The organism is Nostoc sp. MS1, assembly GCF_019976755.1.
GTDB lineage: Bacteria > Cyanobacteriota > Cyanobacteriia > Cyanobacteriales > Nostocaceae > Trichormus.
Genome location: NZ_AP023441.1, coordinates 2,138,118 through 2,151,304 on the forward strand (window position 1 = coordinate 2,138,118; position 13,187 = coordinate 2,151,304).

At 39.1% G+C, this 13,187-nt stretch carries 10 protein-coding genes and 1 tRNA gene; 8 read left to right on the plus strand and 3 right to left on the minus strand.

Annotation, left to right across the window (positions count from 1 at the left end; genetic code table 11):
• Positions 1–29 precede the first annotated feature (29 nt).
• Positions 30–1,427 carry a hypothetical protein gene (locus NSMS1_RS09315; protein WP_224092698.1) on the minus strand — a complete coding sequence of 466 codons (1,398 nt, stop codon included), beginning with the start codon at positions 1,425–1,427 and terminating at the stop codon, positions 30–32.
• 185 nt (positions 1,428–1,612) lie between these two features.
• Positions 1,613–3,682, minus strand: a complete 2,070-nt coding sequence (locus tag NSMS1_RS09320; protein ID WP_224092700.1) for a prolyl oligopeptidase family serine peptidase — start codon at positions 3,680–3,682, stop codon at positions 1,613–1,615.
• Positions 3,683–3,912: 230 nt separating this feature from the next.
• On the opposite strand from NSMS1_RS09320, the gene NSMS1_RS35045 reads away from it, so the two are divergent.
• From NSMS1_RS35045 to NSMS1_RS09330, 3 genes are all read left to right on the plus strand, one after another.
• Positions 3,913–4,041: a hypothetical protein gene (locus NSMS1_RS35045; protein ID WP_263432566.1), complete on the plus strand. Its 129-nt coding sequence runs from the start codon at positions 3,913–3,915 to the stop codon at positions 4,039–4,041.
• Positions 4,001–4,267, plus strand: coding sequence for a hypothetical protein (locus NSMS1_RS09325; RefSeq protein WP_224092702.1), 267 nt, complete (start codon positions 4,001–4,003; stop codon positions 4,265–4,267). The genes NSMS1_RS35045 and NSMS1_RS09325 overlap by 41 nt, the downstream gene beginning before the upstream one ends.
• 306 nt (positions 4,268–4,573) lie before the next feature.
• On the plus strand, positions 4,574–4,780 hold the full coding sequence (locus NSMS1_RS09330; RefSeq protein WP_224092704.1) for a hypothetical protein: 207 nt from the start codon (positions 4,574–4,576) through the stop codon (positions 4,778–4,780).
• A gap of 158 nt (positions 4,781–4,938) precedes the next feature.
• Here NSMS1_RS09330 and NSMS1_RS09335 read toward each other — a convergent pair whose 3' ends face one another.
• Positions 4,939–7,236, minus strand: coding sequence for an IMS domain-containing protein (locus tag NSMS1_RS09335; RefSeq protein ID WP_224092707.1), 2,298 nt, complete (start codon positions 7,234–7,236; stop codon positions 4,939–4,941).
• Between the two features lie 859 nt (positions 7,237–8,095).
• Between NSMS1_RS09335 and pdhA the strand changes: the two genes are divergently transcribed.
• The 5 genes from pdhA (at position 8,096) to NSMS1_RS09360 (ending at position 13,184) form a co-directional block, all read left to right on the plus strand.
• Complete coding sequence (gene pdhA / locus NSMS1_RS09340; RefSeq protein ID WP_224092708.1) at positions 8,096–9,130, plus strand: pyruvate dehydrogenase (acetyl-transferring) E1 component subunit alpha; 1,035 nt, start codon at positions 8,096–8,098, stop codon at positions 9,128–9,130.
• 128 nt (positions 9,131–9,258) lie between these two features.
• Entirely contained in the window at positions 9,259–10,128 is an 870-nt protein-coding gene (locus NSMS1_RS09345) for an aldose epimerase (RefSeq protein WP_224092709.1), read from the plus strand.
• A 61-nt stretch (positions 10,129–10,189) separates the two neighbouring features.
• Positions 10,190–10,261, plus strand: a tRNA-Lys gene (locus NSMS1_RS09350).
• Positions 10,262–10,565: 304 nt separating this feature from the next.
• Positions 10,566–11,288, plus strand: coding sequence for a hypothetical protein (locus NSMS1_RS09355; protein WP_224092710.1), 723 nt, complete (start codon positions 10,566–10,568; stop codon positions 11,286–11,288).
• A gap of 33 nt (positions 11,289–11,321) precedes the next feature.
• Positions 11,322–13,184, plus strand: a complete 1,863-nt coding sequence (locus NSMS1_RS09360; protein ID WP_224092711.1) for a hypothetical protein — start codon at positions 11,322–11,324, stop codon at positions 13,182–13,184.
• The last annotated feature ends 3 nt before the right edge of the window (positions 13,185–13,187 follow it).

Sequence of the window (13,187 nt, forward strand, 5' to 3'; positions counted from 1 at the left end):
AAGAATTACTATGGACTGTTGATTAATGACTAATTACCCAATTTCCACAACCTCACCCCTTCTTCATCACTAGCCGCTAATGTTTTACCATCAGGGCTGAGTGCTAATTTACTAAATAAAAATTCCTTCTCATTTCTCCTACTTACTAATTGTTTACCAGTGCTAAGTTGCCAAACGTTTAAAGAATCACCATTACTGATGAGCGTTTGATTATCAGGACTAATTAATAAGTCTTTGACATCTCTAACATTAGGAATAGTTCTTAATACCTTTTTAGTTTTTAGATCCCATATTTGCAAATTGGCGTTTTGAGCAGTAATTAGGGTTTTTCCATCAGGTGCAATTGCTAAAGTAGTAACAAGTCTGGGTGTATCTCCGCCAAAAGATTCGAGCTTTTTCCCTGTATTAAGTTTCCGAAATTCTATTAAATTACTGTCCCCTCTTGGTGCAATTACTAGGGTTTCACCATTTGGGGTAATATCTACAGGAGTGTATGATGGGGAACTCTGTATTTGAGTGGGGATAGTATACAGCAACTTCCCACTGCTAATTTCCCAGATTCCTACATTCATATAATAGTTTTTATTTCTTTGAAAGCCAATTAGGTATTTACCATCAGGACTAAATTTGGCATATCTAGAACCTTCTAACCTTTTAATGATTTTGTTTGTTTCTAGTTCTCTAATTTGAATTTCTTCTTGTGCAGATGTTGCTATAGTTTTATTATCGTGACTAATAGCAAGCGCATCTATTGAAGTCTTAAAAATTGAAGAATCACCAGAGGAGTAGGGGAAAGTGTAGAGTAATTTACCCGTATCTATCTGCCAAACTCTAATAGCAGTAGAATTAGCAATTACCAATTTCTTCCCATCATGAGTAAATGCTAAATCACTGATTCTTTTATAGTATGAACCAAACTTCTGTTTATAACCAATAATTTTACCAATGGTGGGCAGAATATCTCGCTCCTGCCCAGTAGATTTCACAAACTGAAAAGGCAGTGGTGCTAGGCTGATATAAATTGAAACCACCGTAACGCTGTAGATGGCAATCAACCAGATAATTATAAATTTTTGTTTGAAGTAGGGAGCAAGCTGGAGTCTATAAATCCCACCTACCACAGCGCCAATAATAGAACCTGCTGGAATCAGCGTTATGATCGATAGAAGTAACCAAATAGTAGCTGTATATGTACTAGTATCATAAGTATAAGGAGAAGCAAGAATTGGTATCATCGCCAGTAATGTACCTAAACAGGAACCAAGTATGCTGGGGATAATGGTATTCTTTTTACTTCGGGCGATCGCGCCTACAATGAAACCAACAATACTACCAACTATCAATGCAATTACTATGCTCAATAAGGTTGCCTGTAGCAATTGCGGCAAAATAAAGTCAAATATAAATTCAAAGTTAATCAGATTCATGTAGATAAAGCAAACAATTTGAGTATTTGGTTTGGGTACGCGCTTGTATCAAAAGCTTAATGCCAGCATAACCATAACTTGTACTCAAATATGGCTGTTATTAGTATTAATTTAAACTTTAAAAGAGAACAGGTGAGAGGCAACTTAGACAAGCAAGCTATCACCTGTTTTCTATCCCCTTTTAACTACACTTCAACATCCAAAGTCCGCACTAAAAAAGCCCATTTATCTGCGGCTTCTTCGATAATTTTAGCAGTAGGTTTACCTGCACCATGTCCAGCTTTAGTTTCAATTCTAATTAACACTGGTGCATTGCCATTGTGTGCTGCTTGCAAAGCTGCGGCGAATTTGAAACTATGGGCGGGAACGACGCGATCGTCGTGATCTGCGGTAGTAATTAAAGTAGCTGGGTAAGCTGTACCTGGTTTGAGATTATGCAGTGGTGAATAAGCATAGAGTGCGGGAAACTCCTCTGGGTTTTCTGATGAACCATATTCAGCAGTCCAAGCCCAACCGATGGTAAATTTGTGGAATCGCAACATATCCATAACTCCCACGGCTGGTAAAGCTGCACCGAATAAATCAGGACGCTGAGTTATGCAAGCACCAACTAATAAACCGCCATTGCTACCGCCAGCGATCGCAAGTTTTGCAGGTTTTGTATAATTATTAGCAATTAGCCATTCAGCAGCAGCAATAAAATCATCAAAAACATTTTGCTTCTTATCCTTCATCCCTGCTTGATGCCATTCTTCACCATACTCTCCACCACCGCGTAAATTAGCCATCACATAAACACCACCCATTTCCATCCATACCAAATTACTTACAGAAAAGGTCGGTGTGAGAGAAATATTAAAACCTCCATAAGCATAGAGATAAGTAGGGTTATTGCCATTTAATTCAATACCCTTTTTGTGTGTAATAAACATAGGTACTTGTGTACCGTCTTTACCTGCATAAAATACTTGTTTAGTTTCGTAATCTTCAGGATTAAAATCAACTTTTGGTTGTCTAAAAAGTTCATTTTTTCCGGTTATCAAGTTGTAGCGATAAATAGTTCCTGGTGTTGTAAAACTAGTGAAGCTGTAAAAAGTTTCTGTGTCATAACGTTTACCATCAAAGCCACTCACAGAACCCAGCCCCGGCAATTCTACTTCCCGAATGAATGTACCATTGAGGTCAAATATTTTGATTTGCGAGTGAGCATCTTGTAAATAATCCCCAATCAACTGATTATTTAAAACACTCACACCTTCTAATGTTGCTTCAGCTTGAGGAATAATTTCTCGCCATGCTTCCTTATCTGGTTTTACAATATCAATGGCAATTACTCTACCCCTTGGCGCATCTAAATCAGTGCGGAAATAAAATACAGTTTCATCATGATCAATAAAATTGTAATTGGCTTCAAACTGACTAATTAGTTCTACAACTTCAGCATCAGGTTGAGTTAAATCTTTGTAGAAAACTAGATTTCTGGAATCAGTGCCTAACCAAACTGAAATGATCAAATAGCGGCCGTCCTCAGTTACACCACCATTAAAACCCCATTCTTTTTGGTCAAGGCGCTGGTAAATTAATATATCTTCGGATTGAGGTGTTCCCAATCGATGATAATAAAGCTTTTGATAATAGTTGACATCTTCTAACTTAGTCGCTACATTTGGCTCATCATAACGACTGTAGAAAAAACCTTGGTTATCACTTGTCCAAGATGCACCAGAAAATTTAATCCAATTGAGATGATCTGATAAATTTTCACCAGTTTCTATATCAAGAACTTTCCATTCTTGCCAATCAGAACCAGAAGTAGATAAACCATAAGCCAACAATTTACCATTATCACTAATCGCTAAACCCGAAAGGGCAACAGTACCATCGTCTGAAAGTTTGTTAGGGTCAAGTAAGACTCGTGGTTCACCATCAAGTGATTTTAAAGTATAAAGAACACTTTGATTTTGCAATCCATCATTTTTAAAATAAAAATAATTTTCCCCTTCCTTAAAGGGAATACCATATTTTTCATAGTCCCAAAGTTTGGTAAGACGCTGCTGAATTTTTTCTCTTACAGAAATCTCACCTAGATAAGCAAAAGTAATTTGATTTTCTGCTTCAATCCAAGCTTTAGTTTCCTCTGAGTCTGGGTCTTCTAACCAACGATAAGGATCTGCTATTAAATTACCGTGGTAATCATCAACTTGTTCACTCTTACGTGCTAGTGGATAATTCAATGTTCTTTTTGAGTAAGACATACTTTTACATCACAAATAAACAAGGTAAGGATTTTTATCCTGTTCATATAGTACCTACAAATATCAACCCAAGCCTTGAGGTAAGAACTCTTTCCAAAGAGTACCCTCAAGGGTACTACTGAAGCCCAAATAATCTTGTTACTATTCGGGCAATTTAATCAATCAGCCCTTCCCAACACACCAAGGTTGATGAAACGCTTGGACACACAAGACAAAGGAAAGAAATATTTATGCTAGACCAAGTTATTAATTGGAATAATGTATGTTTACAGTTAATTCGTGATAATGGTGGCGCTCCTGGGCCAATTTCTCGTACAGGTGCTATATTACACGCTAGTATTTTGCGTAATTTTTTTTGATACAGACAATGTTACCTTTACAGCAACTACTGAAGATCCTTCAGCCAGAGGTAATAATGGTATTAGAATTACACGCACATTCAATAGCTTTTCAGCCGCAGCTTTAGAAAATGGACGTAGCCGGGTTTATCTTGGGGTTCATTTTCAATGGGATGCAGATGCAGCTTATGTTTCTGGCACAAGACTAGCTGATTTTATCTACGAAAATTTGCTTGCATGTAATTAACTTTTAGTTGTATGTATTACACACTTTAACAATAATGATGTTAAGGTGTTTTTTTTACTAATTCTCATCTTGCAGATATAAAACACCATACTCATATAGCTGTAGCCACATAGGTTAAAATTTTTTCAAAGCTTCAATGTTGGTAATACTAAGACTTTTGCTTCTGCCTGCTGCTATATAAAGCCAGCACATCAGAAAAAGCTGCTTTTAGCTGTAAAATATGAGCCTATGCTTGTACAGTCGTCGTCAATCGTGTCCTTTGCCATAATAAATAGCTAAAGCGATAATGAGGCATACATCTGAGTAATGACAGACAACCAAGTCAAAATTCACCTACTTGTCGGTATCAGGGGGTTGACTTTACTGGTTTTCTACACAGAAACCGATTGCTGGCAGTTCCGGTTTCTCAGTTTGGGTGGTGCTGTATTTGGAGAACGCAAAATATATTTTACCGCCCAAGCAGCTGAACAAGCTGGGCGTGAATGGATTAACAAAGATTTTGAGGATAGGTAACAGGTGACAGAGTTAAAAGCCTTAATTGGTAATTGGTAATTGGGCATGGCACAAAGCAATTACCTTAAAAAAGGAATAAGCGCAAATAAGGATAATTAATCTTCTTGATTACGAATTACGTTAGCGTAGCGGGGCGTAGACCATTACGAATTATGAATTTAATTTATAGCTGCTGACATTTTCTGAATCCGCCATACATTGTCTTGACGAATTAATTCATAACGAACACGTAAGCTTTCATCAGAAGACTTCTTTTTTCGACCATTTTCATAAAATTGGGTGATTTCTCTCACTGTAGCTCCCACAGTAGCCCGATTTGGTTCTGTGTTTGATGTAATAACAGAGTCTATCTTGACGCTGTGTGCGTATTCACGATAGCGATCGCCTGCTTGCTCTTGCTGGGCAATTAGTCGCCATTGGGATAATGACGAACCAGTTAAAATCTCATTTAGGCTATCAATTTTATGTTCAGACCCTAAAGCAGTTGCTTTCGTAGATAGCCACTTCTCTACTACTTGTTGTGCAGTTTCTTCTGTAAGCAGCCCATCTAAAGTTTTGATTTGGGCATTTTTATCAGGAATTTCTATAGGTGGTTGATTTATTTGAATTGATAATGGCTCACCTTTGATAGTTGGTGACGGGAAAAACGCATTCTTTAACAATCCGAAAGTCGTTGAGACTATTAGCCAAAAAACTACTATCCCTCCCAAGGAAGCCAATGCTATCCACAATAATCTTGCCTGTCGGTTGATATTGCTACCCGAAGACTGACGTTGATGAATGCTGTGTCCTCGGTTAACAACTTCCTTGGGTTTCTTGCGTCTTCTGCGTTTAGTAGTTTGTCTCGGTGGAGCTTGATTATACCCGCTTGGCTGTTGAGGCGGTCTGGCGTATTCTCCAGGAATTTCTGGGGGATAGCCAGTATACGCAGGCTGAGGGGGTAAATTTTCTCTAGCTGCGGTAAAAGGGATAGGTTCTGGTCTTTTGTTATACGGGGTTTCTGGTAGTTCGGGATCAGGTGTTCTATTTTGCGGAAATTGCCGATTTGTTCCAGATGGATTAGGTAGGGGGGTTGCTGGTCTATTCGCTGGAGTCCGTCCTGGTGAATTAGGCTGAGAGAAAGATTGACGGTTAATTACAGACCATTCATTGGTAGTTTCCGCATCGTTGGGCAACGCTTCTAAGTACGCTTGTACTTGTGGATTAGCAAAGTAATCTTTGAGCGAAGCTTGCTGTCTGGACAGGTCGCGGAAATGAGGAAAAACTTCATTTTGTAGCCATTGTTCGGCATACAAGCACAATCCTGGCAGTAAATCGGGAGAATCCTGAGATTTTTCTCGAATTAATGCTAAAGCCTCGTATTCCTGACTCAGTTCTAAAGCACGAGTGGCTTCTTCTGTTTGCCCCAATAGCAAGGCACACAAGGATTGTTCTAAATGCACATCTTGCCGCTTAGACAGGCGCATCAGCATTTGCTTGGCTTGACGAATTAAAGCCGGCTGGCGTTGGGTAAAGCCTCTAGCCACTGAAGCGTACACAGCCAAGTATGTGGCGACAGCCGAGGGTCGTTTACTTTCGGCATCGAACAGCTTGTGTTGTTCTGCAACTGTTAAGTAGTGGCGTATTTGCTGGATGAATCGCAGGAAATCATCAATATTCAAGCCTGATTGATCGTTACCTGTACCATCAATGCCACCGCGATCGTCTAGGATGCTTTGTAACAAGTCCAGCCCTTGACGACGTTCTATAGTTTTTTCTTGAGGTAAGGCGAGTAATTCTAAAATCCGATAGGGACGCAGTTTGTACAGGTCAGCCTGAATTTCTGCTTGTACAGTGGGGAATATGCCCTCGTTGTACAGCATTTCCTGACCAGTTTCTAATGACACGGCTGCATTTTCGTAATAACCTTGCTGCCATTGTTCGCGCCCTAATTCTAAACAGGCAAGGGCGACGGTCAAGATAATATCTGGACGATCAGAACTGTCTGCAAGTTCTTCGGCTGACCGATGATAGCCATTTCTGCCGGATACTGCGCCGTTTTGATTACCTAAATAATTACGACCCAGCTTGAGTACGAGTTCGTATTCTCCTAACTCTTGCAGAATTAATAAAGCACCAACCAGTTCCTCTGAGGAAATCTCAACGCTGAGACTTTGGACATCGAAGTGACCATTGGCACTGTCGCCACGATTTTCTACCGCTACCTTGGATGTAGCGGGGTTTTCTGGGTCGTAGGCGTGAGAGAGATACAGCTGGTCGTAACTGCTGCGTTCCTTGGGATTTGATAAAACCACGTAAGCTTCTTCTATAAGTTGTTTACGGGAAGCAATTGCTGCTTGAGAATACTCCCGTCGTGGCAATTGAACAATGCGATCGCTGTATGCTTGTCGCAGTTGTTCATCACTTGCCGCTAACGGTAGACCTAAAATTCGGTAGTAATCTAGCGGAATACGCACAGCCTACTTCCCCTGCACCGTGATCAACATAATTCACCTAGACCAATCCAGGCTTGTAAAACCGTGCCATAATCATACGGTGAATAATACCGTGATGAACTTACACTATAAGTGTATATTGCAACAACTATTTTTGTATCTTTCCAAAAATTTGTGTCATATTTTAATCCTTATTTTTTAATTTTGCCTAGAAATAGTTGATATTTTGTTTAGTGCTTAGTATTTCTGCTGAAAATAAGTGTGATCAATAATTAATCACTATAAAATCAACATAATAACCATTGTTATGACTATAAATGTTGTGCTTAAAAGCAGATACAATATAACCCAGACTTCAGAAAATTTTCTGGTCATGTGGTTAAATATGCACCACTATTAAGGATAGATGCTGATAACAGAAAGAACAAGACTATATCATAACTATATTTTTATGGCAAGTATATAAATATATACTCAACACTATTTGGGACGATTTTCTCAAAATTGTTCATAGGTATGCAGAAACCAAGCTATTCTGGGTGATAGCCTATGAGCAGAAATTTAGATGAACAAGAATCAGATAAAGAATATAGTTATTAGGGTGAAATATTTCCAGATATAGCAGGAGATAGCTTCCAGGCTAGCAAGTAGCTTGTTATTTGTATTTAGCAATTAGCTTGTGTCCTTATTGATCTGCTTACTGCCATCAACGTTTGCAAAACCTAGAATACGCCTATTTACTGCATACTATTCTTTGTAGCTTTTTGTAATGTCAGAATGCAGGTTGTTGACTCTAGTAAACCAGACTAGAAAAAATTAGTCAGAGAACGACCTATTGAAAATGGTAAATTTCGTTTTTAGACAGGAATACTAAAAAATAATGGTTCAAGAACGCACATTACCTAAATTTGATACTGCCAACGCCAAAATCACCAAAGAAGAAGGACTGCTTTTATACGAAGACATGACTTTGGGGCGCTTTTTTGAAGATAAATGCGCTGAAATGTACTACAGGGGCAAAATGTTTGGTTTTGTCCACTTGTACAACGGGCAAGAGGCAGTTTCTACTGGCGTAATTCAAGCAATGCGACCAGGAGAAGATTTTGTCAGCAGTACCTACCGCGACCACGTTCATGCTTTGAGTGCTGGTGTCCCTGCTAGAGAAGTAATGGCAGAGTTATTTGGCAAAGCCACAGGTTGCAGCAAAGGGCGTGGTGGTTCCATGCACATGTTTTCTGCTGAACACGGCTTGTTAGGTGGTTATGCTTTCGTAGCAGAAGGGATTCCTGTAGCGGCTGGTGCAGCATTTCAAAGTAAATATCGCCGCGAAGTTTTAGGCGACCCCAACGCCGACCTAGTAACAGCTTGTTTCTTTGGTGATGGTGCGGCAAATAACGGTCAATTTTTTGAAACCCTGAATATGGCGGCGCTTTGGAAACTGCCAATTATTTTTGTGGTAGAAAATAATAAATGGGCGATCGGTATGGCTCACGAACGCGCCACATCAGACCCAGAAATTTACAAAAAAGCCAGCGTATTTAATATGGTTGGCGTAGAAGTAGACGGTATGGATGTATTAGCAGTGCGTGCAGTTGCTCAAGAAGCCGTAGCGCGTGCGCGTGCAGGAGAAGGCCCTACCTTAATTGAAGCCTTAACCTACCGTTTCCGTGGTCACTCCCTCGCAGACCCAGACGAACTGCGAAGCAAAGAGGAGAAAGAGTTCTGGTTCCCCCGCGACCCCATCAAGAAGCTTGGTAACTATTTAATCGAGCAGAACTTGGCAACTGAAGCCGAACTCAAAGCGATTGAACGCAAAATTCAAGATGTAATTGACGATGCGGTCAAGTTCGCTGAAAGCAGCCCAGAACCAGACCCCAGCGAATTGTATCGCTTTGTCTTTGCAGAAGACGAGTAGATCCAGGGGAGAGATAGGGGAGTAGGGGAAGTGGGGGGAGATAGGGAAGAATGTCTACTTATCATCTCCCTCATCTCCCACCCTACGGGAAGCAAGCTACATCTTTCTAACTTTAGAGGATTAAACCCGTGTTTAGTATTGCCATTCAACAGCAACAGTACAAAACCTATATCCTTTCTGATGAAACGACTGGTTCTCAACTGGAGGTTGTGCCAGAACGTGGGGGTATTATCACCCGTTGGCGCGTTGGTGGTGAGGAAATTCTCTACCTCGATGCTGAACGCTTCTCACATCCAGATTTGAGCGTTAGAGGTGGAGTGCCGATTTTATTTCCCATCTGCGGTAACATGCCTGGTAATGCTTACACCCTCAACGGTCAGCAGTACACTCTCAAACAACATGGCTTTGCCCGTGATTTGCCCTGGACAGTGGTTGAGCAAGCGACTAAGGACAATGCTGCACTAACGTTAGTTCTCAGTAGCAATGAGCAAACCAAAGCAGTTTATCCTTTTGATTTTCAGCTAGTGTTCACCTACGTACTACAAGGAAACACCCTAGAAATTCACCAGGAATATCAAAATCTTTCCAATACACAGTTGCCGTTTTCTTTTGGGTTCCATCCTTACTTCTTGATAGGGGATAAAAGCCAATTAGAGTTTGCTATTCCTTCTCAAGAGTATCAAGACCAGACCACGAAGGAAGTTCACCCTTTCAACGGCAGTTTTGACTTTAACCGTGATGAAATTGATTTTGCTTTTAATCACATTACTAGTCAGTCAGCGAGTGTTACAGACCATAGCCGCAAGCTAAAATTGACCTTAGACTCAGATGATGTTTTTTCAATGTTGGTATTTTGGACGCTGAAGGGCAAGGATTTCTACTGTCTAGAGCCTTGGAGCGCTCCCCGTAACTCTCTTAACACTGGCGAAAAGTTGACAGTGATAGAGCCAGCGTCTAGCTACAAAGCATCTGTAAGATTGTCGGCAAGTTTTTTCTAAAATTACTTGACAGTTCTCTTAATGATAGTGCTATAATTGGAAAGTTGCGAAACAAACTCAAGGGTCGCTAACTCAACGGTAGAGTACTCGGCTTTTAACCGATTAGTTCCGGGTTCGAATCCCGGGCGACCCATATATAACCAAATATATTAGCAGATGTTTTAAGCGTTACTGGTGTTCCTGCTTGTTTTCTTTTCACCTCACGCAAAGAGAAAGGTTGGCGATCGCTAGACATCTATTGCAAATACAGCTTTATCATTCAATATATTAGGAAAGCATTAGAAGCGATCGCTACATATTTTAGCTATTAATTGCTACATATAGAATGTGGAAAACATTTAATTATCAAGCTTACTAAATATACTCCTTTCCGCGCTTTTACTGCGCTTTTTCAGTAGTCAGCAAAACTATACTAGTTCTATTTGGTGGAACTATTTATGGTATCAAAAACTACTGGAATACAAAGTAAAGGAACTCAAGTAAAAACTCTGACTCTGCTTGCATTATGGGATTTAGGAGGCGCAAAGGCGGAAGTTAAGAAAAGCGACCTCACCAAGCGAGTTACACGGACTAAAGAAAAGGCAAAAGATTATCAGTTAGTTTTTGAGGAATTACAACAAACTGGTGCAATTGCGATCGCAACTAAAAACAGAGTAGCTAAGATTTCTCTCACTGATAAAGGTTTGCAAATCTTGGGTGATGGTTTAAAAAGCCAAGATTTTGAGTTTGCTGGACAACAAATTGGTACACCAGTGGCGAATGCGTTAGTTAAATGGATTCGTCAGATAGATGCTGTGGGAATTTCTCAGATTAATTCAGATAAGCAATCGAATCAAAGTGCTAAGGATGCGATGGTTTCCAAAAAATCGGAGGTCATCGCTTCTTATGACAAGTTTAAGTCAGTGGTGTTGGAAGTATACGGCAAGTTGAACTATGAGTACAACTTTAACCATCTAGTACCAATTTATCGGATTAGGAGAGCAGTAGGCGATCGTTTAAGCCGTACCCAGTTTAATGATTGGCTACTAGAAATGCAGGCTGACGATATTTTGCAGCTACAAGGCGGAAGTGTAGAAGATAGCGCACCCGACAAGATAGAAGATTCCATAACTACTGTATTAGATGGATTACGTTGCTACGCCAAATTGTTGAAAGTCTAATTTTTGCTTACTCACTATTAAATGTATAACGCCATGATTGCTACTACATCTACTATTGATGAACTAATTAAGAATCAGAATCCTTTTGCTGGTCATATTGTGGTCAGACCGCAGCAGATATGGGGGAAAAGTTACCCTGATGTTTCCTCAATTAATGCTCATGCTTCTAACGCTGTTTTTGATGCAGTTGAAAACATTCGTAATAGAAAGCGTGAAACTGTAGGCATCACAATAACTGCTGAGAAAGGATTAGGTAAAAGCCACATTATTAGTCGTATTCGTCATCGCTTGCAAGCAGAAGATAATACTTTATTTATCTACATGAGCAAGTATGACAACTTGAATCAAATCAACTATCAATTTCAACAAACTGTTGCTTCTAGCTTGAGAGCATTTGGCAATCAAAAAGTGATGCAATGGCAAGAAATAGCCGCAGCTTTAATTAATGATGCTAAAAAGTGTAATTATACACCACAGCAATACATCAGCAATATCTATCCAACTTGGTTAAACAAATACTCAAGTAGGACAATTGATAGCCTAACAGAAGCAGTTCTTAAAATTAAGCCTGATGTTAATAATCCTTATATAATCAGAGCTATTCTTTGGACTCTCTCTACAACACATGCTCATTATGCAACTTATTGGTTATCAGGTTTAGAAATAACTCCAACACAAGCTGATATATTAGGTTTACCTAATCCTAAAAATGAAGATCGGGAGGCTGAAGCATTAAGTAATGTACGGCAGATATTAGATATTACAAGCCATTATAGAGTTCCAGTGATTTGCTTCGATGAATTAGACAATACTAATATTTCCGATACAGGTTTTACAGCAGCACAAATTATTGCTTCTTTAGCAAAGGATTTATACAATAGCCTAAAGCAAGGTGTTTTATTACTATCAATGTATCCTAACACTTGGAATGAACAAATTAGGGTACTACCACAAGCTGAAGCAGTAATTGATAGACTATGTAGCGAACAAACAGATAGACAACCCATAACATTAAAATATCTTAATTCAGATGATATTATTGCTCTTGTTCAACAGTGGCTAAGAGACTTTTATCAAGAAAATAATCAAAATCCACCATATCCTCTCTATCCATTTGATGAAAGTAAACTTAAAGAACTGGGTAAGGGTAAACCTATTGTGAGATCAGTTCTAAAATGGTGTGCAGAAAATTTTACATCTTTTATACTTCCAGATGATAAAAAATCATCTTTACATCCTGTTCAATCATACTTTGATAGCGAGTTAACGAATGTTGAGACTTCTATTGATTCATTAATGGAAGAAGAAAAAACCATTAGTGATTCACTTCGTTTAGGATTTCGTAGCCTAATTGGTGAGACTGTAGAAGGAGTAACGATTTTAAGTATTGAGAATATACCAAATCAAGAACATATCGACTTCAAAATTATCGGTAATGATAAAAAAGTAAAAATTGGAGTAGATGTATTACAACAAGCAGGCGGTGGCTATGTAACAGCAGCTTTGAATAAACTTACTGATTATAGAAAGTTTCATTTAACTCGTGGTTGCTTAGTACGCTCAAAAAAAATTAATAATGCAGCAGTCTTAGCTAGACAACATTTGCAAAAACTATTACAAAAGCTAGGTGGAGAGTGGGTATTATTACAGGCTAAAGATATAAAACCTCTTTTGGCAATCTATTTCGTTTGGATTAATTGTAATAGTTATGGAATAACAGAGGAACAAATATTTGATTTTATTAAACAACAGGAGATAGCTATCAATAATCCTTTAATTCGAGAAATTCTGAGTGATCCTTCTGGGCAAGAACCTATTAATTTAACGGATGATGAATTACCTATGAGAATACCTCAAACAGTGTCTAGCGCAGATAGTATCGAACTAAACCTATAACTA

Excerpts from the sequence above, each read along its gene's own strand:
- NSMS1_RS09315 (WP_224092698.1), bottom strand. The coding sequence starts at position 1,427 with ATGAATCTGATTAACTTTGAATTTATATTTGACTTTATTTTGCCGCAA.
- NSMS1_RS09320 (WP_224092700.1), bottom strand. The coding sequence starts at position 3,682 with ATGTCTTACTCAAAAAGAACATTGAATTATCCACTAGCACGTAAGAGT.
- NSMS1_RS35045 (WP_263432566.1), top strand. The coding sequence starts at position 3,913 with ATGCTAGACCAAGTTATTAATTGGAATAATGTATGTTTACAGTTAATT.
- NSMS1_RS09330 (WP_224092704.1), top strand. The coding sequence starts at position 4,574 with ATGACAGACAACCAAGTCAAAATTCACCTACTTGTCGGTATCAGGGGG.
- pdhA (WP_224092708.1), top strand. The coding sequence starts at position 8,096 with ATGGTTCAAGAACGCACATTACCTAAATTTGATACTGCCAACGCCAAA.
- NSMS1_RS09355 (WP_224092710.1), top strand. The coding sequence starts at position 10,566 with ATGGTATCAAAAACTACTGGAATACAAAGTAAAGGAACTCAAGTAAAA.
- NSMS1_RS09360 (WP_224092711.1), top strand. The coding sequence starts at position 11,322 with ATGATTGCTACTACATCTACTATTGATGAACTAATTAAGAATCAGAAT.